This window comes from Pseudoalteromonas sp. J2K-J031, assembly GCF_058197095.2.
Genome location: NZ_CM200279.1, coordinates 3,582,250 through 3,602,693 on the forward strand (window position 1 = coordinate 3,582,250; position 20,444 = coordinate 3,602,693).

General features: G+C 39.6%; 21 protein-coding genes, 3 tRNA genes and 1 riboswitch. Of the genes, 13 read left to right on the forward strand and 11 right to left on the reverse strand.

Going from position 1 to position 20,444, the window contains the following annotated elements; all coding sequences use genetic code 11:
* Window positions 1-16 precede the first annotated feature (16 nt).
* On the reverse strand, window positions 17-1,084 hold the full coding sequence (locus AC3KZC_RS16360) for a potassium channel family protein (protein ID WP_490579948.1): 1,068 nt from the start codon (window positions 1,082-1,084) through the stop codon (window positions 17-19).
* A gap of 152 nt (window positions 1,085-1,236) precedes the next feature.
* A riboswitch (cyclic di-GMP riboswitch) is annotated at window positions 1,237-1,320 on the forward strand.
* Window positions 1,321-1,422: 102 nt separating this feature from the next.
* Window positions 1,423-3,192 carry a DUF885 domain-containing protein gene (locus AC3KZC_RS16365; protein WP_490579947.1) on the reverse strand — a complete coding sequence of 590 codons (1,770 nt, stop codon included), beginning with the start codon at window positions 3,190-3,192 and terminating at the stop codon, window positions 1,423-1,425.
* Window positions 3,193-3,501: 309 nt separating this feature from the next.
* Here AC3KZC_RS16365 and AC3KZC_RS16370 point away from each other — a divergent pair, with 309 nt between their 5' ends.
* Window positions 3,502-4,509 carry a GGDEF domain-containing protein gene (locus tag AC3KZC_RS16370; protein ID WP_490579946.1) on the forward strand — a complete coding sequence of 336 codons (1,008 nt, stop codon included), beginning with the start codon at window positions 3,502-3,504 and terminating at the stop codon, window positions 4,507-4,509.
* Here the strand turns inward: AC3KZC_RS16370 and AC3KZC_RS16375 are convergent.
* Window positions 4,493-6,439, reverse strand: coding sequence for an EAL domain-containing protein (locus tag AC3KZC_RS16375; protein WP_490579945.1), 1,947 nt, complete (start codon window positions 6,437-6,439; stop codon window positions 4,493-4,495). The genes AC3KZC_RS16370 and AC3KZC_RS16375 overlap by 17 nt on opposite strands.
* A 180-nt stretch (window positions 6,440-6,619) precedes the next feature.
* Here AC3KZC_RS16375 and ubiE point away from each other — a divergent pair, with 180 nt between their 5' ends.
* The 10 genes from ubiE to hemB all read left to right on the forward strand — a co-directional run bounded on the left by ubiE (window position 6,620) and on the right by hemB (window position 15,222).
* Window positions 6,620-7,375 (forward strand): bifunctional demethylmenaquinone methyltransferase/2-methoxy-6-polyprenyl-1,4-benzoquinol methylase UbiE, encoded by a 756-nt coding sequence (gene ubiE / locus AC3KZC_RS16380; RefSeq protein ID WP_490579944.1) that lies wholly within the window; start codon window positions 6,620-6,622, stop codon window positions 7,373-7,375.
* A 7-nt stretch (window positions 7,376-7,382) separates the two neighbouring features.
* Window positions 7,383-7,982 carry a ubiquinone biosynthesis accessory factor UbiJ gene (locus tag AC3KZC_RS16385; RefSeq protein ID WP_490579943.1) on the forward strand — a complete coding sequence of 200 codons (600 nt, stop codon included), beginning with the start codon at window positions 7,383-7,385 and terminating at the stop codon, window positions 7,980-7,982.
* Between the two features lie 19 nt (window positions 7,983-8,001).
* Complete coding sequence (gene ubiB, locus AC3KZC_RS16390) at window positions 8,002-9,615, forward strand: ubiquinone biosynthesis regulatory protein kinase UbiB (RefSeq protein ID WP_490579942.1); 1,614 nt, start codon at window positions 8,002-8,004, stop codon at window positions 9,613-9,615.
* 100 nt (window positions 9,616-9,715) lie between these two features.
* A complete protein-coding gene (tatA, locus tag AC3KZC_RS16395) occupies window positions 9,716-9,994 on the forward strand; it encodes a Sec-independent protein translocase subunit TatA (RefSeq protein WP_490579941.1) in 279 nt (92 codons plus the stop codon).
* Window positions 9,995-9,996: 2 nt separating this feature from the next.
* On the forward strand, window positions 9,997-10,320 hold the full coding sequence (tatB, locus tag AC3KZC_RS16400; protein ID WP_490579940.1) for a Sec-independent protein translocase protein TatB: 324 nt from the start codon (window positions 9,997-9,999) through the stop codon (window positions 10,318-10,320).
* On the forward strand, window positions 10,313-11,065 hold the full coding sequence (tatC, locus tag AC3KZC_RS16405) for a twin-arginine translocase subunit TatC (protein WP_490579939.1): 753 nt from the start codon (window positions 10,313-10,315) through the stop codon (window positions 11,063-11,065). Before tatB ends, tatC begins: the two co-directional genes overlap by 8 nt.
* On the forward strand, window positions 11,062-11,541 hold the full coding sequence (locus tag AC3KZC_RS16410; protein ID WP_490579938.1) for a hypothetical protein: 480 nt from the start codon (window positions 11,062-11,064) through the stop codon (window positions 11,539-11,541). Before tatC ends, AC3KZC_RS16410 begins: the two co-directional genes overlap by 4 nt.
* Window positions 11,541-12,326: a TatD family hydrolase gene (locus AC3KZC_RS16415; RefSeq protein WP_490579937.1), complete on the forward strand. Its 786-nt coding sequence runs from the start codon at window positions 11,541-11,543 to the stop codon at window positions 12,324-12,326. The genes AC3KZC_RS16410 and AC3KZC_RS16415 overlap by 1 nt, the downstream gene beginning before the upstream one ends.
* Window positions 12,327-12,328: 2 nt before the next feature.
* Complete coding sequence (locus AC3KZC_RS16420) at window positions 12,329-14,194, forward strand: sensor domain-containing diguanylate cyclase (RefSeq protein WP_490579936.1); 1,866 nt, start codon at window positions 12,329-12,331, stop codon at window positions 14,192-14,194.
* Window positions 14,195-14,208: 14 nt separating this feature from the next.
* On the forward strand, window positions 14,209-15,222 hold the full coding sequence (gene hemB / locus AC3KZC_RS16425) for a porphobilinogen synthase (RefSeq protein WP_490579935.1): 1,014 nt from the start codon (window positions 14,209-14,211) through the stop codon (window positions 15,220-15,222).
* Window positions 15,223-15,275: 53 nt separating this feature from the next.
* Here hemB and AC3KZC_RS16430 read toward each other — a convergent pair whose 3' ends face one another.
* From AC3KZC_RS16430 to nudE, 6 genes are all read right to left on the reverse strand, one after another.
* Window positions 15,276-15,500 (reverse strand): hypothetical protein, encoded by a 225-nt coding sequence (locus AC3KZC_RS16430; RefSeq protein ID WP_490579934.1) that lies wholly within the window; start codon window positions 15,498-15,500, stop codon window positions 15,276-15,278.
* 121 nt (window positions 15,501-15,621) lie between these two features.
* A tRNA-Met gene (locus tag AC3KZC_RS16435) sits at window positions 15,622-15,698 on the reverse strand.
* Between the two features lie 63 nt (window positions 15,699-15,761).
* Window positions 15,762-15,838: transfer RNA gene (locus tag AC3KZC_RS16440), tRNA-Met, on the reverse strand.
* A 63-nt stretch (window positions 15,839-15,901) separates the two neighbouring features.
* Window positions 15,902-15,978: transfer RNA gene (locus AC3KZC_RS16445), tRNA-Met, on the reverse strand.
* 177 nt (window positions 15,979-16,155) lie between these two features.
* Window positions 16,156-16,947 carry a 3'(2'),5'-bisphosphate nucleotidase CysQ gene (gene cysQ / locus AC3KZC_RS16450; protein WP_490580312.1) on the reverse strand — a complete coding sequence of 264 codons (792 nt, stop codon included), beginning with the start codon at window positions 16,945-16,947 and terminating at the stop codon, window positions 16,156-16,158.
* Between the two features lie 13 nt (window positions 16,948-16,960).
* Window positions 16,961-17,515: an ADP compounds hydrolase NudE gene (gene nudE / locus AC3KZC_RS16455; protein ID WP_490580313.1), complete on the reverse strand. Its 555-nt coding sequence runs from the start codon at window positions 17,513-17,515 to the stop codon at window positions 16,961-16,963.
* A 61-nt stretch (window positions 17,516-17,576) separates the two neighbouring features.
* Between nudE and yrfG the strand changes: the two genes are divergently transcribed.
* Window positions 17,577-18,251 (forward strand): GMP/IMP nucleotidase, encoded by a 675-nt coding sequence (gene yrfG / locus AC3KZC_RS16460; protein WP_490580314.1) that lies wholly within the window; start codon window positions 17,577-17,579, stop codon window positions 18,249-18,251.
* A 68-nt stretch (window positions 18,252-18,319) separates the two neighbouring features.
* On the opposite strand, the gene AC3KZC_RS16465 is transcribed toward yrfG, so the two are convergent.
* Window positions 18,320-18,940 (reverse strand): dUTP diphosphatase, encoded by a 621-nt coding sequence (locus AC3KZC_RS16465; protein ID WP_490580315.1) that lies wholly within the window; start codon window positions 18,938-18,940, stop codon window positions 18,320-18,322.
* Between the two features lie 137 nt (window positions 18,941-19,077).
* Here AC3KZC_RS16465 and AC3KZC_RS16470 point away from each other — a divergent pair, with 137 nt between their 5' ends.
* Window positions 19,078-19,707 (forward strand): peroxiredoxin-like family protein, encoded by a 630-nt coding sequence (locus tag AC3KZC_RS16470; protein WP_490580316.1) that lies wholly within the window; start codon window positions 19,078-19,080, stop codon window positions 19,705-19,707.
* Window positions 19,708-19,738: 31 nt separating this feature from the next.
* Here AC3KZC_RS16470 and AC3KZC_RS16475 read toward each other — a convergent pair whose 3' ends face one another.
* Entirely contained in the window at window positions 19,739-20,233 is a 495-nt protein-coding gene (locus tag AC3KZC_RS16475; RefSeq protein ID WP_490580317.1) for a hypothetical protein, read from the reverse strand.
* Window positions 20,234-20,444: the final 211 nt, after the last annotated feature.

Here is a 20,444-nt window from a genome sequence, read left to right on the forward strand (position 1 = left end):
CAATTATATTTAATTTTTACTTTGCTAATACCAACCACTCAACTTCAGTTGTTAATACGCGCTCAGCAGCAATGTAATGCAATACATCTCCTGCTTTTACACAATAATCCAGTGGTGGATTTAGTTCTAACTCATCACCAATCCTTGAGCGTGCAACACCCAATACGATTGCATTGTGACGATCTTTAAACACGTGGAATATTTTTGAGAAAACCAATTCAGCCACACCTTGAGGCACAACCAAACTAAATTGAGTATCCCCATATAGCGTTGAAAGTAACTCTTCATGCACACGACTTGAGCCAGGATCTTGCATTGCCCGCACCAGCATTTCAGCTGATTTAGAGCTGCTGCATTCAACATTGCCACAATGATCTCGCAGCATCTCAATTTTACTATCGTCATTAAAATACGCACTAATATGACAGTCCGCTTTTACTAACTTGCTAATACGTAACGAAGTTGTAAAAGTTTGGTCATCATCTTTACCGTCAACAATAATTTTATCGGCTTGCGCAATCGCAACGCGCTGCAATTGCTCAAGGTCGGTATAACTAATTAACTTAACAAAATCGACATGTGGGTTTGTGGCAAAAGGATGCTGAATATCATCTGTTACTGCAAGTAAAATTCGTCGTGCAACACGTTTATTATCAGCCAAAATATGCTCAATAATTTTACTTGTCCGTTTTTCATGCCATCCAAAAATAATGATATGGCCTATATAATGATTAAAACTATTTTCACCTGTCATAGAACGTTTTATTTTATCCGTAATTGTTTGACCTGTTTTACCCAGTAACACACCAAAAAGTGCCAAGCCAAAAGGTATCTGAACGATTGCCACAAACCACTTACCCAAATCAGTGCTTGGGCTTAAGTCACCATAACCGACTGTTGAAGTGGTGACAATGTAGTAATACAAATAATGATGAAGATCGACTAATTTTGCCTCTCCAGCCAAAAAAAGTACGCACCAAGTAAGTAACAAATGCGTAAACACTGCTGCAATAACAAAGGCCCAACTTACTTTTTCAATATGAACTCGAAATTCGAGTAATAACTTTTTAACTAATAAATTCATTTAACATTCCGACGACATCCATTTAATCATTTTACTTAATAGCTGCACCGAATTATGCCGCACAGATAAATGTACAACAAACTAAAAAACTCTTTAGCCACCTTAATGACAGGTATCAATTATGCAGCTAAACTCAAAAATGAACTGTCATAGTTCGTAAAGGGCAAACTTAGTGAAAACTAAGGACGCAAAGCTGTTGGTCTAAGGGATAATCCTATGATTGCAAAGCTGCCAACGATAACAGTATCGGGGGCCCTAGGCTGCTTCGTATGTACCTCCGAGTTCAAACACTTTATTTAAAAAATGATTGAGCAAGGCGAAGCAGCCTGATTTCTTACCTAATTCTCTACCCGCATTTTTGTTTCGTTAATATATTGTTCTATTTGCTGCTCTAATACAAACAAAGGAACAGAACCATTTTTTAATATTTGATTGTGAAATTCACGTACATCAAAATGCTCACCAAGCGCTAACTCAACCTGTTGACGCAACCGTTTTATGGTTAATTCACCCACCTTATAAGAGAGCGCCTGACCTGGCCAAGAAATATAACGATCCGTTTCTGTTTTAACGTTATGAAGCGACAAGGCGGTATTATCTTGCATATACGCCATCGCTTTCTCACGACTCCAACCATACATATGCATCCCGGTATCAACCACTAAGCGAGCTGCACGCCACATTTCATAAGTTAAGCGGCCAAAATTACTGTATGGATCTTGATAGAAACCAGCTTCAAGTCCTAGCCACTCTGAGTACAAGCCCCAGCCTTCACCAAACGCAGAAATATACGAGTCGCGACGGTAATCAGGTAAATGCGTTAACTCGCTGTTTAAAGATATTTGTAAATGATGGCCTGGCACAGCCTCATGTAAGGTCAACGCCTCCAATACATATAGCGGACGCTTATCCAAACCATAGGTATTAACCCAATAATAACCCGGCTGATCATCTCGATTTGGCCCAACATAACGCCCTGTAGTATATTTAGGAGCAATACTGTGTGGCACAGGCGCGACGCCATATGGAATACGCGGTAAATGATTAAATAATTTAGGTAATTGCGCATCCATTTTTTTCGCAATAAATGACGCTTCTTTTAATAACTCCTCAGGTGTTGTGGCATAAAACTGCGGATCCGTACGTAAAAAGTGAATAAAATCTGCGAACGAGCCATTAAAATTCACACTTTTGATTATCTCTTCCATTTCGTTGCGAATACGCGCCACCTCACTTAAACCTAATTGATGGATTTGCTCTACCGTCATATCGGTTGTCGTATAATATTTAGCCCGATTTGCATAAAAAGAAGCACCATTGGGCGTAGTTGAAATACCAATCTGCTCTCGAGCTGCTGGGTAATATTCATTGATAAAAAACTGATAGTATTGTTCTAAAGCAGGATTCACCTTCTCATGAATCACTTTTTTAGCTTGTAAACGAAATTCTGCAAACTCGTCAGCCGTTAAAACTAACGGTTGGTTTTTAAAAGGGCCATAAAATTCAGAAGCTTCAATATCATTATTAATAAGTGCAGCTATTGAACTTTCGTATCCTTGTAGCACCACTTTGGGTTGGGTTAAACCAGTCTTAATTCCCTCTCTCATCCAGTGCACATTCTCACTAAAATAGCGTGGAACATCTGCCAATCTTTTTAAATACAATTCAAAACCGGCTTTGGTTGAAAAATCAGAACGGGCAACCATAAAAGAGAGCTCGGAATGAAAACCAAATTCAGATGTGAGCGGCACATAATGAGCATTAAACTTGTATTCATCGATATTATTTTGAATTTGTGCTTTTAAAATAGCTAAGTTAATACGATTTTCAGAACTTAACGCCGCACTATCAAGCTGATCTAACTGCTGCATAAATGCTTCTCGTTGGGCATTTGTTTGAGCTAAAAACGCAGGTGATAAATCTGCCAGGTAATGACCATTAACTGCACCATTTTGCGCTAAAGGATCAATGCTTTTACGATAGGCAACAACTTGCTCTGCAAGCGTAGAAAATTGAGTATCGACAGATAGTTTTTGTGTGGTCACACAAGCGCTCAGAGCAACGGTGCATCCTAGAGCAATAAGTGACTGTTTTATTGTTTTTATCATAAATAAACCCTTCTTTAGTTACAAAGAGGCTACCTTAGCAGGCTCATCTTGCCAACCAATATACGGTTAACTGATTAACAATCCCATCATTACAATGCACATCATTTAATCACTTAATTACAGCTTGTAACAAAGTGAGTCAATATTTACCCACTTAAGTATGAATTTTAATGATTCTCGTTTAAAAGAGTTTCAAATCTTAGCAATTTGTTTTTTAATGCCTACAGACTCATAGATGGGGTCTGCATTTTCACGATAAGGACATTGCTATTTTTTAATATACCTCTATTTTTTCGCTCGGTGTTGATTATGAAGTACCATGATTCCATGGCCACAGCCCAAGACAAAATGACACAAGTTTGTCTCTTTTTAGAACAACATAAATTGGTGCCGATCCCAATCAATTATCATGTAGCCTATGCGTACATTTCTGAAAACCACCCTGCATTAAATCAAGCAATTAATAACTGTATTTCTCAAAAAACATCGCTTGATAATTTTTTAATTGAATCTTGGTATAACGAATACTTGTCATTCGACAGTAAAAGCCAAGACACCTTAATCACAGGTGTTGATAAAGTGGTGAAACAAATTAGCCACTCAACTTCAGACAGCCACCAAGCGGTCAATCAGTATCTGGCCCATTTAGACTCGAGCTTGGTCGGAATTAATGAAAACAACTTGCCAAAATCACGACAAATTATTTCATCGCTGATCGATGCAACGTATGAGTTAAAAAACCAACAACAAAAATTACAAGAAACGCTCTTACAAGCACAAGCTGAAACGGAGAAAACTCGGGGCGAATTAGATAAAATCAAAAAAATACGCTATACCGACCCTCTTACAGGTTTATATCATCAGGCCTATCTCAACCAACAAGTTACCGTGTGGCAAGAGCAACACCACTCACTGTGTGCAATTACCATTGATTTAGACCATTTTAATGAATTCAATCAAAAATATGGCCATTTAATTGGTGATATAGTCCTGAGTAAAGTAGCAAAAAAAGTTCAGTCATACGTTTTAGAAAGTGGGATCCCTGTACGTAACAAGGGTGAAGAGTTTTTAATTGTGTTACCCGATATAACGCAAGCAACAGCAAATGAAATTGCAGAAAAGATTCGTAATGGTATTGAAAAACTGAGATTTATTAGCTCCCGCAGTGGCAAACGCCTTCCTTCAATAACGGTTTCTGTCGGCATCGCACATTTATCAGCACAAAGTGACTTATCTGTACTCACATCGAATGCACATCACGCCATGCTAATTGCTAAAAAAAGAGGCCGCAATACCGTGGCTAATTTTTTAAATTAAAATTACTCATTGGGTGTGCAATTTGAAAGCCTTGCAACCCATCAACCCCCAATTGCCTAGCCCAATTTGATTCTTGTTCTGATTCAACTTGCTCACATACAACAATAATTCCCAAACTATGAGCGAGTTGAATAATGGTTTCTAAAAAAGACCAATTGGCTCGATCAGTACCCAAATCATGAATAAAACTACCATCAATTTTAATGATATCGACGTGCCATAACCGCAACATTTTTAGCGTATTTTCACCGACACCAAAATGATCGACCGCGACACGACTACCTAACAATTGCAATTTATGTACAATGGCCGCTGCATGCTGAATTTGCCCAAGCGAGTGTTCATCGAACTCCCATATTACCGAGCTAAAAAAATCAGCGTAAGAATGAGATAAATCAGTCAGCCAATTCATAAATTTTTCATCCAGCATGCTATAAGGTGACAAATTGATACTGACAGGAAGCAACAAATCATTTTTCAAATACGCAGCTTTTACCATTTCAATAATGCGCTTATCAAAATACTCGACACAATTAAACTTTTCAGCTTGTGATTGTAATAGCTTGGCAGGGATCTCTTGATCTTGAAATGTAAAAGCACTTAAAACCTCTGCAAACATGATATTTAACCTATCAGAGAGCATCACTTTTTGCTGACAAAAATTAAGCATACTTTCATCAATCACCTGCAATACAGCTTCTCGTGATTTTAATAACACACTCACTTGGCTCAACATGCTATTTTCAGGATTAAAATGATATAAATGCGGCTCTTTTTTGGCCATGCTAAGCGCATCATCAACCCGAATTAAAATCTCAGAAACAGATTGTTTTGATTTAAATACCGTTGCGCCTATTAATACCTGCTTTTTACGCTGGTAACGGTTTTGCAACTCAACAAATTCTAATGACAAATGCTTCACCAAATCAATGATATCATCTTGTAAAACGTCAGTTAGAATACAAGCAAATTCATATTCATTAACACGGTACAAATTTACATTGGCATCTTGGTGCAAAGTTAACTGACTTAAATGAATGATATCCTCCATAAATGCACGAGCAACCTGAAACCCCTCCTGCTGACGAATAGCATCAAATTGATTTAGGCGAATAAAAACAAGCGCCCCAGCATGGAGTTCGTTTTCAAACAGCACTTGGTTAAGCTGGGCAATAAACAACCGACGATTACCTAACTGAGTTAACTCATCCTTATAAAGGGATTTTTTTGCCAACTCTAATCGCTCGCTTAATTCGCACACCATCGCCTTTATTTGTTCCGTCATTTCATTATGAGCCAATACCAAGCTTTCAACTTCCTTGATACTTTTAACCGCTTTTAAAACAGGATAATGCTTATGGCTTACTGCTTTACTTTGCAATGCCAGTGCCGATAAAGGCTGAGTGACCGATTGAGCAAAGCGCTTAATATAAAACACCAACAGAATCAGCAATACCGAAAATACACCTACATAAAAAAGCATAAACGACATAAGAAATGGCATTAACTCTGAAGGTTGCAATTGAAGCGTCAAAACAAAACGCCCCCCCGCTTCACTGGTTAAAATAGTCCGTACAGGTAAACTCACGGGGTTTATTTGGTGAGTCAAAAAAGTAAGAGGCGCGCTTTCATTCTGCTTTTGATAATACTGGTAAATCAGCTCGTCGGTTGCCTCAACAGTCAGTGCCAACAATCTCAATGGTGCGGCTTTTGCTGTCTCGGTTAGCAATAATTTTAATTGCTCCTCCTCGAGTCTAGTCAACTGAGGCTCAACATTTAGAGCAATTAAGCGCAGCAATGATGCTGACTGCATAATACTTTGCTGTTCAGCTTGTTTTTTACCTTGAAAAATAACTGCCGACATTACTATGAATAACATGGCTAAAAAAATGAGAGTAAACAAACTCATCAAATGTCGCGCTAAACCCATACCATCTCCAGCCAATCAAAATAGAGAAATCTGACCCGTTTTTAATAGTTTAGACTCTCTGAATGTAAACGCATTAAAACACCCTCAATAAAGCAAAATTGCCATTATCCTGATTCAGTTATTGGTATTGTGTAGCTCAATCAAGTAAACTAGCCGCGCATGTAAACACAGAGAAAAGCCATGGAACAGAAGCAAAACAACACGACACATTTTGGTTATAAAACCGTTGATGCCGAGCAAAAAGCCAGCCTAGTGGCTGACGTTTTTCACTCTGTAGCAGCTAAATATGATGTGATGAACGATTTGATGTCTATGGGGATTCATCGTCTGTGGAAACGTCAAACTATTGCAAGTTCTGGTGTTCGAAAAGGTCACAAGGTACTCGACCTTGCCGGTGGAACGGGTGATTTAACAGCTAAATTCAGCCAAATTGTCAGTGAAACTGGGCAAGTTATTTTAGGCGATATTAACGATTCCATGCTCAAAGTTGGCCGAGAGAAACTACGTAATCTTGGTTTAGTCGGTAATATTGAATACGTGCAAATGAATGCCGAAGCCCTACCTTTTCCTGATAATACGTTTGATATCATCACCATTGCCTTTGGCTTACGAAATGTAACAGATAAAAGCAAAGCTCTTGCTTCTATGCATCGCGTATTAAAGCCGGGTGGTCGTTTATTGGTATTAGAGTTTTCAAAACCAAGTTCAGAGGCACTAGCTAAAGTATACGATTTTTATTCGTTTAATATTTTACCTACAATGGGAAAAGTCATTGCCAACGACAGCGAGTCATATCAATATCTGGCAGAATCAATTCGGATGCATCCAGATCAAGAAACGCTCAAAGAAATGATGAATGAAGTCGGTTTTGAGCAAACCACGTATCAAAACCTAACCGGTGGGATTGTCGCTTTACACCGAGGATTTAAATTCTAGGATTTTTATGCTGTCACAACTTCTTATTGCTTTAATAGAAAGCGCGGTTAACCAACTGTTTAAGTTATCACCTAACTTACACCAGATGCTATCAACCGCCAGGCAGCAAACCCTCTTAATATATATTCGTGATTGGCAGCAAGGCTTTTCTGTACTGTATACAGGGCAACAACTGATCATTTTAAGTACTGCTGAAACCGTTGCTGAATGCGTCATCAGCGCTGATATAGCGACCCTAGAACAATTAAAAGATCCCAGTAAAATCACACAACTCATTCGTGAAAACAAACTTGATTTAGAAGGTGATCTGCATTTAGCACAAACTTACAGCAAAGCGTTTTCTGAACTGAACATTGATTGGGAAGAACATTTATCTACTTATATCGGCGATGCGGCCAGCTTTCAACTCATAAAACAACTCAAAACCGCTGCACAAAACCGAGTGAATACGAACTCAAAACTCAGTGGTATCGTAAGTGCCCTTCTTCAAGACGAACTGCGCGTCGCGGTTCACCCGCTTGAATTAAATGAATTTAAACAACGCAACCGCGAGCTCAAAGCAGATTGCGCCCAATTAGAACAACGTATCAATGCATTGCTAAAATAGCATTCACAAGGATCTTTGCGTGCGAGTAGCCAGACTTTATAAAATCATTCACACCTTATTATTTTTTGGCTTAGACACCTTAGTTCCCAAAAAATGGCAACCTTGGTATTTCAAAGCCATACGACTTTGTTTTTTTTGGATCCGAAATAATCATACCGACACTCCCGCAGGACAAAAACTGCGTTTAGCACTCGAGCACCTAGGCCCTGTTTGGATTAAGTTTGGCCAAATGCTCTCAACACGACAAGATTTATTACCTGCCGACGTCGCCCAAGAGCTAGCATTACTGCAAGATAAAGTGCCGCCATTTGAAGGTGCACTTGCACAGCGCATTATTGAAACCGCCCTTGGCCTCAGTGATATTAGCGAATGCTTCAGCGATTTTGACTCCACACCACTGGCTTCAGCATCAATTGCTCAAGTTCATAGCGCAAAAATCACTCAAGCTGATGGTAACGTCGAAGAGATTGTCATTAAAGTGATACGCCCAGATATTGAACCTATCATTCATGCCGATTTATATCTGATGCAAGATTTGGCGAAACTAGCCAGCCGCTTTTTACCCGATGGCAAACGCCTGCGTCCTGTTGAAGTAATTAAAGAATACCGAAAAACCCTATTGGATGAACTTGATTTAATGCGCGAAGGCGCCAATGCGATTCAATTAAAGCGCAACTTCGAAAACTCAGAAGCACTTTATATCCCTTATATTTACAGCGATCTCAGTCGTAAAAATGTACTAGTGATGGAGCGGATTTATGGTATTCCAGTTTCCGATTTAGCCGCCTTAAAAGCGCAAGGCACTAACTTAGAACTGCTTGCTGAACGCGGTGTGCAAGTTTTCTTTACTCAAGTTTTTCGTGATAGCTTTTTCCATGCCGATATGCACCCAGGTAATATATTCGTCTCGTACAACACCCCACACAACCCACAATATATTGGGATTGACTGCGGCATTGTTGGCACGCTCAATAAAGAAGACAAACGCTACCTTGCCGAAAACTTTATCGCATTTTTTAATCGCGACTACCGCAAAGTAGCGCAATTACATGTCGATTCTGGCTGGGTGCCTGCCGAAACCAATGTCGAAGAATTTGAATTTGCGATTCGTACCGTCTGCGAGCCTATTTTTCAAAAGCCATTAGCTGAAATTTCATTTGGCCATGTCTTAGTTAATTTATTTAACACTGCACGACGCTTCAACATGCAAGTACAACCGCAGTTAGTCTTACTGCAAAAAACATTACTGTATGTCGAAGGACTTGGTCGCCAACTGTATCCACAACTCGACTTATGGAAAACAGCCAAACCCTTTTTAGAGCAATGGGTTAAAGATCAAGTAGGCCCAATGGCTGTACTTAAAAACCTTCAAGCTAATTTACCATTTTGGGGTGAAAAACTACCCGAACTACCTGATTTAATTTACAACAGTCTTAAAAATCAACACAAATATCAACATCAGCCACAGATCAATCATGATATTAAACTAAAACCTCTTTTGTTGGGCTTATTAGCATGCAGTAGTTTAGTTATTGCTAGCATTTTTTATGTCTCTGCGAATCAACCTTTTGCTATCGGCTGCTTTGCCTTTGCAGCAATTTGTTTTACCTGCGCGTGGAGCAAAGCAAAATAACAACTCAAAGCGCATAATCATCAGCATTATCGGCGTGAAAGCAGATGATTTTTACTGATTCGGGCGTATAATAAACAAAATTTTTTAGAGGACTAAGCAAATGGGTTTTGGCGGCATTAGCATTTGGCAATTAATTATTATATTAGCAATTATCGTTTTGCTATTTGGCACTAAAAAACTGCGAAATATTGGTGGTGATTTAGGCAATGCAGTGAAAGGATTTAAAAAAGCCGTGTCGGAAGACAACTCAGAGTCAGTCAGCCCTGACGCAAACGCAAACGCAAACGCAAACGCAAACGCAAACGCAAACAATCTGAGCCACAAAGAATCGGAAGTAAAGCCAAATACGACTAACACTAAAGAGCAAGATAAGGCCTAACTATGGGCTTTTGGGAGCTAGTTGTTATCTTTGTTGTTGGCCTAATTGTACTTGGGCCTGAGCGCTTACCTGTTGCGGTGCGCACCGTTGCGCGCTGGATAAAAAGCGTAAAACAGTTTGGTAATTCAGTGCAAGCTGAAATCAGTGAAGAATTACGGGTGCATGAACTGCATCAAAATCTAAAAAAAGCCGAAGAGCAAGGCATGAACAACTTGTCACCTGAGTTACAGCGCTCTATTGCAGAACTTAGCCAAGCAGCTCAATCCGTTACTCATAGTTTTAAACCTGTTGAACCACCTCCTGAACAAGATAAAAAAAATGACTAGCCAGCAGGCACATTCAGGCTTTATTAGCCACTTAGTTGAACTAAGAAACCGCTTAATGCGAGCCATGTTCGCAATTTTAATTATTTTCCTCAGTTTAGTTTACTTCGCCAACGATATTTATAGTTTTGTTGCCACGCCATTAATCGATCATTTACCTGCCAATGCCAGCATGATCGCAACCGATGTCACTGCACCATTTTTTGCACCTTTTAAACTCACTTTATTTGCCGCGCTATTTTTGGCTTTTCCTTTTGTGCTTCATCAGGTCTGGAGTTTTATTGCACCTGGTTTATATCAAAATGAAAAAAAGATGCTTATTCCTGTGCTCATTTCAAGCGTGCTGCTATTTTATAGCGGTATTGCCTTTAGTTATTTTGTAGTTTTTCCGATTATTTTAGGCTTTTTTACTAGTATTGGGCCTGATGTCATGACGTTAACTCCTGATATCAGTAGCTACCTTGATTTTGTACTTAAGTTATTTTTCGCCTTTGGCATAGCGTTTGAAATTCCTGTTTTCATTATGCTGTTATGCTGGAGCGGTATGACAACAACAGCAGATTTAAAGAATAAACGGCCTTATATTATTGTCGGCGCATTTGTATTGGCGATGTTTTTAACACCCCCAGATGTGTTATCACAAACCTTACTGGCTATTCCTATGTTAGCCTTATTTGAATTAGGCTTAGTTTTGGCTTCATTTTATTCAAAAAAACAATCAACAGAAGAAATGGAACAACAAGAATGAAAAATAAATTATTGGCACTACTATGCTTAAGTTCGTTTAGCGGCCTAGCGGCTGAAACGCAAACATTAGAACAATGCCTGACGATTGAAAATGACCTCCACCGCTTAATGTGTTACGACAAAGTAGCCAACAGTATCGTTAATCCAGAAAAAACAACGGTCACTGCCAGTGTCACCCTACGAACAGCGCCAGCTCCACAAGCAGATCCACAAGCAGTATTTGGCCTAGAGCACAAACAAGAAAATGAAACCGAAGAAACCGACACTTTAATTGCAATTATTAATACGGTAACTAGAGCACCGCGCGGCGAGTTAATTTTAACTTTAGATAACGACCAAGTGTGGCGACAAATAGGGACTGATGGCTTTCGTGTCAATGCAGGCCAAACGATCGTGATTTCTCGTGGCGCTTTCAACTCTTTCTTGTTAAAACTACAAGATGGCAATAAAAGCATTCGAGTTAAACGCGTTTCATAATGACGATGACATTAATAGATGCTGGAGTAAACCTCTGCAATGTACAATTTGATAAAGACCGTGATGCCGTTTTAGCGCGAGCAAAAGAAGCGAGCATTGCTAATTTATTATTAATTGGCACCGAGCTGACTCAAAGCGAGCGTGCACTTGCCGATGCAAATCGCTACGGTTTTTTTTCAACTGCGGGGATCCATCCTCATTATGCAGTTGATGCGCCAGAGCACTTTATTAGTGAACTCACTGCTCTCTTAGCACATCCAAATTGTAAAGCCGTTGGTGAATGCGGCTTAGATTATCATCGTGACTTTTCACCTCGTGATGTGCAACGTGAGGTTTTTGAAAAACAGCTAATACTTGCCAATGATCTGGATTTACCTGCTTACATGCATGAACGCGAAGCAAGCGACGACCTGTATCATTTAGTAAAAAAGCACAATACTTCGGGTGTAGTGCATTGCTTTACCGGCAACAAAGCGGCACTCACGCGTTATTTAGATTTGGGGCTCTATATTGGTATTACAGGCTGGGTATGTGACGAGCGCAGGGGTTTAGAACTTCAAGAGTTGATTCAATATATCCCAAACGATCGCTTACTGATTGAAACAGATGCGCCTTTTTTGATCCCTCGAAACATCACCCCAAAGCCAAAGTTACATCGAAATGAACCCGCTTATCTTCATTATATCTGCAAGATGATCGCACATTTAAAGCAGACTGATGTTGAAACCATAGCCAATCATACACGACACAATACAGAACGTTTATTTCGTTTATCCTTGAGGTAATGATGGCCAAATATTTGTGGTGCTTCTTCATTTTCACGCTTTTGAGTTTCTCATCTTTCGGTGATGACCAAATAGTAATTGGAGATGATTTTCAATCCCAAAAACCTATCGTATTTAATTATGTCATCAGCACACATCCTCTAGAGGAAATTCTGAACGATAGCGCAACTAAATGGGAAAGCTCGCAAGGTGGCAGCCTAAACCTTGGTGTTCAGCCACAACCTATCTGGGTCAAGTTTAGCCTTATTAATCAAACATCAGACAGTAAAAAGCTCTACTTATTACTTAATCACCCTTTACTCGATAGCGTGAGCTTTAATCAATATCACAATGGCACCCTCACTACATTTGCAGCAATCGGTGACCGCGAACCGTTACGAAATAGGCAAATAAAAGACGATTCTCTGGTATTTATGTTTGAACTGTCAGCACATGCTAAAGATGATTTTTATCTAAAAATTATCAGCCAAGGAAATATCAAACTCCCTATGAGTTTGTGGACACCTGAGCAACTCCTACAGCATAAAACCAAAAAGAACCTCATTACAGGCCTCTTTTTAGGCTTTTTATTAGCACTTGTTTTTAGCAATGGGTTACTTTTTATGCTTACCCGTAAATCTCGCTTTTTATTGGGGAGCCTTTACATTGCTTGCTTATGGATACTGATCACAGTTACATCAGGCTTAAGCTATCGCTATTTTTATGTTGATGTCATGTGGCTACATGAAAAAAATATTGCGCTGCTTTTCTTAACTGCAGCGATATTACTCAACATCGTCACTGAAAAATTATTGCAATTAGATGCAACCTTTAAATCATTCATTCGTGTGATGCGAATTACCTTTGTTGTCAGCACTCTCATTCTGCTTTGTATTCCATGGCTTAGTTATGCGACAGGTCTTCAAACTAGTTTATTTGCCACCTTTATGAACTTAACTATTTGCAGTGGTATAACGCTTTTCTTACTATTGAAAAAACACATCTACGCAAAATGGATATTTCTCTCACAACTGAGCTACCTAGTTGCGATTATTTTTAGTATTTTAATTTTTAATGGTAAAGATCATAATATTGTCCCGATGTCGACCTTGTTTATGAGCTCATTTTTTATAAGCAGCATGACGCTTTCATATTTGCTTATTTTGCAATTTATCGATCGCCGTGACTTAAAAATGCAGCGCCAACAAGCCTTGTTAGCAGAAGCAAAAATTAAAGATAATTTGCAACTTGAAACCATAAAAATTCAACAAGAGTTAGAAGAAGAGCTTGAAAGTCGCATTCAAGAACACACTTTTGAGCTGCAAATTACACTACAAGAATTAGAAGAAAAAAACCGCGAGCTCGAAGAAAAAAACACCTTAGACTCATTAACCGGCATTCGAAATCGCAGCTATTTCGATAAAAAACTCACAATGGAATTTCGCCGCTCACACCGAGAGCAAACACCTCTCGCTGTAATCATGATTGATATCGACTTTTTCAAAAAAATTAACGATACCTACGGACATTTAGCGGGGGATGATGCCATTCGGTTTGTTGCGCACACAATTCAAACAACCCTTAAACGCCCTTCGGATGAAGTCTGTCGCTACGGAGGTGAAGAATTTGCTGTTATTTTGCCAAATACTGACCCTGAGGGCGCTCTATTAGTCGCTGAAGCAATCCGTATACACATTGGCGAGGCCCAAGTTCATACCACTGCAGGTATTATTCGCATGACAATTAGCGCGGGTCTTTTTAGTGCGATTGCCGATAGAAATAATGAACCAAATCAATATACCGCCTTAGCAGATAAGGCATTATATCAAGCAAAACATGCTGGTCGTAATCAAGTCATTGTTTATGATGATGCAGCACCACGCGATTAAAAGTAGGAACTAACATGGCACAATCAGGTTTAGATTTATTCCCTTATACCCGCATGAGAAGAATGCGCAAAGATGATTTTTCTCGCCGTCTTATGAGTGAAAACCAACTTACCGTAAATGATTTAATTTATCCGGTTTTTGTTCTTGATGGTAATAATCGCAGAGAAGCGATTGATTCAATGCCAGGGATAGAGCGCCTATCAATCGATTTACTCGTTGAAGAAGCAAAATTGCTCGCCTCACTTGGCATCCCCGCTATGGCTATTTTCCCCGTTACACCAAGCGATAAAAAATCACTCTTAGCCGAAGAAGCTTATAATCCTGAAGGTTTAGCGCAGCGCACTGTACGAGCGATTAAAGAAGCGGTGCCTCAAATGGGCATTATTACCGACATCGCTTTAGATCCATTCACGACCCACGGCCAAGACGGTATTATTGATGAAGACAGTTACGTCATCAACGACACCACAATTGAAATATTAATTAAGCAAGCACTCTCACATGCACAAGCTGGTGCTGATGTTGTCGCGCCATCAGATATGATGGATGGTCGCATTGGTGCAATTCGCGATGCACTTGAAGAAGCCGGCTTTATTCACACACGTATCATGGCCTATTCCGCTAAATATGCGTCAAGTTACTATGGCCCATTTAGAGATGCTGTTGGCTCTGCGGGTAATTTAAAAGGGGCAGATAAAAAAACCTACCAGATGGATCCTGCTAATTCTAATGAAGCTTTACGTGAAGTTGCTCTGGACTTACAAGAAGGAGCCGACATGGTAATGGTAAAGCCTGGAATGCCTTATTTAGACATAGTGCGCCGTGTAAAGGATGAGTTTGCAGTACCTACGTTCGCTTATCAGGTCAGTGGGGAATATGCGATGCACATGGCTGCCATCAATAACGGCTGGCTTGCAGAGCGCCCATGTATTATGGAGTCGCTTCTTGCCTTTAAACGAGCAGGTGCGGATGGCATTTTAACTTATTTTGCAAAGCAAGTGGCTATTTGGTTAAACGAAAAACCATAACCAACCACGCACTTTTTGATTTTCTAAAAAACCGCGGATTAAACTGCGGTTTTTTATTGTAATAACTCGATGACAACAGCGCTGAGGGTAATTAAAACAACACACATTGTTGCACGTATTAACCACTTAGGTTCAATTTTTTTATGCCACCAAAAACTATAAAAAAAACGAACAAAATAGGTCGCTGTCATGCCAAACAAAGCAAAAATTAATAAATAAATAAACAGCACTGTTACCTCTAGATTACTTGCATAACTTATCCCGATTATTTTGAGCATAACAAGGATCTGCAAACAGGTATATGGCTAGATTAAATAGAAAAATAACAAGTGAAAAAATAAGATTGGTATGTTTTGGGATATTTTAAAATTTTCTTAGGTAAAAAAGATTACATTCAGTTGGTTGCGGGAGCCGGATTTGAACCGACGACCTTCGGGTTATGAGCCCGACGAGCTACCAGGCTGCTCCATCCCGCGCCTGAATGTGTTAAAGATATTTTAATTCTGCTTTAGCATCAGAATATACAGTAACCAAAGAATTGGTTGCGGGAGCCGGATTTGAACCGACGACCTTCGGGTTATGAGCCCGACGAGCTACCAGGCTGCTCCATCCCGCGCCTGTATGTGTTAAAGATATTTTAATTCTGCTTTAGCATCAGAATATACAGTAACCAAAAAATTGGTTGCGGGAGCCGGATTTGAACCGACGACCTTCGGGTTATGAGCCCGACGAGCTACCAGGCTGCTCCATCCCGCGCCTGTATGTTTAGTTTTTTCAACACGTTAGCACTGTAAAAACAATCTCTTTAAGAGTTAACTGGTAAACAACACAGCGTTGCTTTTTCGCTTACTTCCCGAGAGAGAGCGCCATAATATAGAAAAAATAAGATTATGCAAGTAATAATCTACAAAAGCCGTATAAAACCAACTTTTGTTATCTTTGATGGGGTTGAATCAAGCTTAACCAATCCCAGTCCGGATGCCCCATTACAATAAAATCTGGGTTCTCAGTACTCTCTCTTTGGTTATAAGTTAACGGTTGAAATTGTGCATCCATTAACGTGCCGCCCGCTTGCTCAACAATAACTTGAGATGCGCCCGTATCCCACTCACCTGTAGGTCCAATTCGCATAAAAAAATCTGCTAAACCTTCAGCAATCAAGCACGCTTTCAACGAGCAAGAGCCCAACGGAATGGTATCAAATTGTGTTGTTATATACTGGCTAACAACTTCTAATTTCTGTCTGCGACTGATAGCTAAAGTAAGTTTTTGAGGCTTTGCTACTTTAATTTGTCTATCTTGTCCATTTTCACGCTTAAAAGCACCATTTCCCTCAGAAGCAAAATAAGTAACCCCCTTGGTTGGCCAATGGATAATGCCCAATACTGGTTGATTATTTTCAATTAGCGCGATGTTCACCGCAAAATCACCACTTTTAAGAATAAACTCCCCTGTTCCATCCATAGGATCGAGTAACCAATAACGCTGCCAACTTTTGCGCTCATCGAGACTAGGAATACTGGTTTCTTCAGACATAATGGGGATTGAGGCATCTAAAGCGATCAATCCAGCCATTAACACATCATTGGCGGCTATATCGGCTTTTGTGACGGGGGTATGATCTAACTTCTCTTGCTGACCAATATCATCTTGGTCATAAATGGCTAAAATAGCTCGGCCTGCTTGCTCAGCTAAGGCAATGCAGGGTTCAAGTAAAGACAACATAATTATATTTCGCTTAGCTAAAAAATTGCTTAGTTAACATGAGTGCAGCGACACTGCGCGCTTCGGTAAAATCAGTTTGCTCAAGTAATAGCGCCCATTGCTCAAGAGGCCAAGGCACAACTTCTAACGGCTCAGGCTCATCGCCTTCAAGACGTTCGTCATACAGCTCCTCAGCGAGGATTAGGTGCATTTTAGCGTTAAAGTAACCCGGGGCTAGAGAGACTTCTTTGAGCACGGTCAATTGATGGGCACCTTTACCTACTTCTTCCATTAACTCGCGGTTAGCAGCTTCTAGGGGCGTTTCACCTGGATCAATCAACCCTTTGGGAAAGCCTAACTGATAATCGTGGGTGCCAGCACAGTATTCACGCACCAATAATAAATCACCTGAGGCCGTAATGGGTATAATCATGACAGCCCCACGCCCTGCACCTTTAATCTTTTCGTATTGCCGAGCCGCACCATTTGAAAAAACCAAGTCTAGCGCCTCAACAGTAAACAACTTACTTTTGGCAACAACTGAACTTGCCAAAATAGTTGGCAGTTGATGATCGTTTTTCTTTGCCATAACACATCTTTTGCTATGATGGAGAATAACTTAATCATAATAGCTTTATGGCTAAAAACCTATGTTAAATTGGCAACAAATCGATACCGTTTTACTCGACATGGATGGCACCTTACTTGATCTTCATTTTGATAATCATTTTTGGCTTGAATTAATCCCAGAAAAAATTGCTCAGCAACAGAATATTTCTTTTGAGCAAGCTAAAGCAATTTTGCTCAATAAATACCATAAAGTCGCTGGCCAAATAGAATGGTATTGCTTAGATTATTGGCAAAAAGAGCTTAATTTACCCATTGCAGCACTAAAACGAGAAATTCAACACCTCATAGCAATTCGTGAGGATGTACCTGATTTTTTAAACGCACTGCGTAAAGCGGGCAAAAAACTGATTTTATTAACCAACGCACATCCCGATAGCTTAAGCCTTAAAATTGAGCGCACTCAACTTGACGGCTATCTTGATGAATTAATTTCGACACATGAATTTGGGGTCAGCAAAGAGCACCAAGCACTTTGGCATCAATTGCACGCAAGGCTCAATTTTGATAAAACGCGCACTTTGTTTGTTGATGACAGCCTCACGATTTTAAAAGCAGCACAAGAGTTTGGTATTGGCCACCTGCTTGCAATTGCCAATCCGGACAGTAAATTGCAACCCATTAAAACGAATGAATTTTTAGCAATCACAGACTACCGCACCGTTTTACCAATAACTCAAGGCTCTTCGCGCGATTGATACCAATAAAAATGCCAGCAAACAATTGCTGGCATTTTAAGTTTAGCGCTAAGAATGAAGGGTAAAAATTAAGCGGGGTAACGTGCAACAAGCCCTTGATAGACTAATTTCGCAAAATCAGGGTGCTCAGTATCTAGAGACTTAACAACTTCAACTAAGTGTTCGTTATCTTCTTTGCCATTCCACACTTTAATGTAGCTACCGTCTTTATAACCATGATCTTGACGAAAAAAGTTAAGCGTGTTTTTACCCACATAACCTCGGTACAAATCATCTAAACTCATATCAATTTGCTGCATACAACCAGCAAAAGCAGCTGCATCAAAACGCTTTTCAACAACCGCAGCACCGGCGAGCAGCTCTAGAGTCTGTTTAAAATCATCGGCTGTTTTAACATCGTTTAATTCAGAAAATAACTGCTCAGCAAGTTGCTGGTAGCTGGTTTTACCATCAATTCTCATTGCGATGCCAAAGTGGAAAATGTCGACTAACTCTAAAATAACTTGTTCAGTATCTGGAGTTTGTTTTTTCCACCACTTCCAACCGTAATGATCAAGCATCTCTGCACATTCAACCCAAATTGCTCGATACCATTCAAAGCCTTGCTCAAACCACTCTGGATGAATTTTTTTATTCATCGCATTTTGCATTTCAAGCATGGTCGCTAATTTCGCAATATTTGCTGACATCGCTTATTCTCACCTTTAATTTTAAAACTCAATCATACGGAAAAACCCCTCTTTGAGCAAAGAGACGAATAAATTCAATGAAAGTTATTTTTCACTTTACCGCTCTTATAACAAACCCATTAAAAAAAGAGATCAAAATGAAATATCTACTCAGTGCTTTACTACTTTTTATGAGCCAAATAAGTGATGCGGCAAGTGCTTTTAATATCAAACCTTCAGCTGAATTAGTCACCCCCATTTTACCTGGGCTTACAATGCCTCATGCAGAACTGCTGACAAAGGAAGGGCTGAAAATTAATTTGAGCCAATTAATTGGGAATAAACCAACGGTATTAGTGATTTATCGAGGGGGATGGTGCCCATTTTGCAGTCGCCAATTAATGGGCTTACAGCAATTGGCGCCCCAATTGCAAAAGCTAGGCTTTCAAGTGCTTGCCGTTTCACCGGAGCAACCAAAAGAGCTGCAAAAGAATACTGAAAATACACACTATCAATTACTCTCTGATAGTGATTTAAGTTTTAGTCAAAGCCTAGGGTTAGCATTTTATCTTGATGATAAAACAGCACAGATTTATCGTAATAAATTAGGGGTAAATTTTGTTGGTATCGATGGTCAAGAAAAAGTAGCGCTTCCTGTACCGGCTATTTTTTTAGTCGATACACAAGGATTAGTGCATTTTCAATACACCAATCCAAATTATAAGGTCAGATTGAGTAATGATGTATTACTGAGCGCTGCAACGCAGATGATTAACGATTTAAAATAAATGAAAGAATTAAGATAAATCCCAAAACGGTTTATCTTAATTCAAAATCACATGGTTCATTAATAATATAACGTGCTGCGAATGTTTCACCGGTATTAAACTCAATGCGCATCGACGTTAAATCAAAGAGCGGATGGGGATATTGCGCCATCCATTGCATTGTAGCCTTACAAATGGCTTCTAACTTATGCAACCTAAAACTATCAACCACAACAACGGCTTGCTCACCTTCTAAAAAGCTGCGCTCGACATTTTCACTCCAATCGGTATTTTGAAAGTTTTGCGTTAAATAGAAGGTCAGGTCTCGATTATCAATTACCTCTTTCACTTCGGATGTCACACTTTGAGCTTTTTGAGCAAATTGTAATAATGATTGCTCTTGATCGACTTCAACTTGTCGCTCACCGGCAGCGCAGCTGCGAGTGGTATAACGTACATCACCCACAGCACTAATACATTTATTTAATTGTTTTTGAGCAAAGCTCATTGTGGGTAGCAACAACAAGAGCGCAAATAGATATTTCATTTTTATTCTCTACAATGCTTTAACACTATTTTGCTGTCAAAGTAACTTGATTGAGATCAAGTTTTGACAATTATTTTACAAATGCTACCGCAATTTATAGCAAGCAACAACTATAAAACCGAGACTTTCGGAACATATCGCTTACCAATATTTATTCTCATATCGATTATCATCAAATTAGCAAATGCAATGCCTTGGTATTGCTTGGCAA

Excerpts from the sequence above, each read along its gene's own strand:
- AC3KZC_RS16360 (WP_490579948.1), bottom strand. The coding sequence starts at position 1,084 with ATGAATTTATTAGTTAAAAAGTTATTACTCGAATTTCGAGTTCATATT.
- AC3KZC_RS16365 (WP_490579947.1), bottom strand. The coding sequence starts at position 3,192 with ATGATAAAAACAATAAAACAGTCACTTATTGCTCTAGGATGCACCGTT.
- AC3KZC_RS16370 (WP_490579946.1), top strand. The coding sequence starts at position 3,502 with ATGAAGTACCATGATTCCATGGCCACAGCCCAAGACAAAATGACACAA.
- AC3KZC_RS16375 (WP_490579945.1), bottom strand. The coding sequence starts at position 6,439 with ATGGGTTTAGCGCGACATTTGATGAGTTTGTTTACTCTCATTTTTTTA.
- ubiE (WP_490579944.1), top strand. The coding sequence starts at position 6,620 with ATGGAACAGAAGCAAAACAACACGACACATTTTGGTTATAAAACCGTT.
- AC3KZC_RS16385 (WP_490579943.1), top strand. The coding sequence starts at position 7,383 with ATGCTGTCACAACTTCTTATTGCTTTAATAGAAAGCGCGGTTAACCAA.
- tatA (WP_490579941.1), top strand. The coding sequence starts at position 9,716 with ATGGGTTTTGGCGGCATTAGCATTTGGCAATTAATTATTATATTAGCA.
- tatB (WP_490579940.1), top strand. The coding sequence starts at position 9,997 with ATGGGCTTTTGGGAGCTAGTTGTTATCTTTGTTGTTGGCCTAATTGTA.
- tatC (WP_490579939.1), top strand. The coding sequence starts at position 10,313 with ATGACTAGCCAGCAGGCACATTCAGGCTTTATTAGCCACTTAGTTGAA.
- AC3KZC_RS16410 (WP_490579938.1), top strand. The coding sequence starts at position 11,062 with ATGAAAAATAAATTATTGGCACTACTATGCTTAAGTTCGTTTAGCGGC.
- AC3KZC_RS16415 (WP_490579937.1), top strand. The coding sequence starts at position 11,541 with ATGACGATGACATTAATAGATGCTGGAGTAAACCTCTGCAATGTACAA.
- AC3KZC_RS16420 (WP_490579936.1), top strand. The coding sequence starts at position 12,329 with ATGGCCAAATATTTGTGGTGCTTCTTCATTTTCACGCTTTTGAGTTTC.
- hemB (WP_490579935.1), top strand. The coding sequence starts at position 14,209 with ATGGCACAATCAGGTTTAGATTTATTCCCTTATACCCGCATGAGAAGA.
- AC3KZC_RS16430 (WP_490579934.1), bottom strand. The coding sequence starts at position 15,500 with ATGCTCAAAATAATCGGGATAAGTTATGCAAGTAATCTAGAGGTAACA.
- cysQ (WP_490580312.1), bottom strand. The coding sequence starts at position 16,947 with ATGTTGTCTTTACTTGAACCCTGCATTGCCTTAGCTGAGCAAGCAGGC.
- nudE (WP_490580313.1), bottom strand. The coding sequence starts at position 17,515 with ATGGCAAAGAAAAACGATCATCAACTGCCAACTATTTTGGCAAGTTCA.
- yrfG (WP_490580314.1), top strand. The coding sequence starts at position 17,577 with ATGTTAAATTGGCAACAAATCGATACCGTTTTACTCGACATGGATGGC.
- AC3KZC_RS16465 (WP_490580315.1), bottom strand. The coding sequence starts at position 18,940 with ATGTCAGCAAATATTGCGAAATTAGCGACCATGCTTGAAATGCAAAAT.
- AC3KZC_RS16470 (WP_490580316.1), top strand. The coding sequence starts at position 19,078 with ATGAAATATCTACTCAGTGCTTTACTACTTTTTATGAGCCAAATAAGT.
- AC3KZC_RS16475 (WP_490580317.1), bottom strand. The coding sequence starts at position 20,233 with ATGAAATATCTATTTGCGCTCTTGTTGTTGCTACCCACAATGAGCTTT.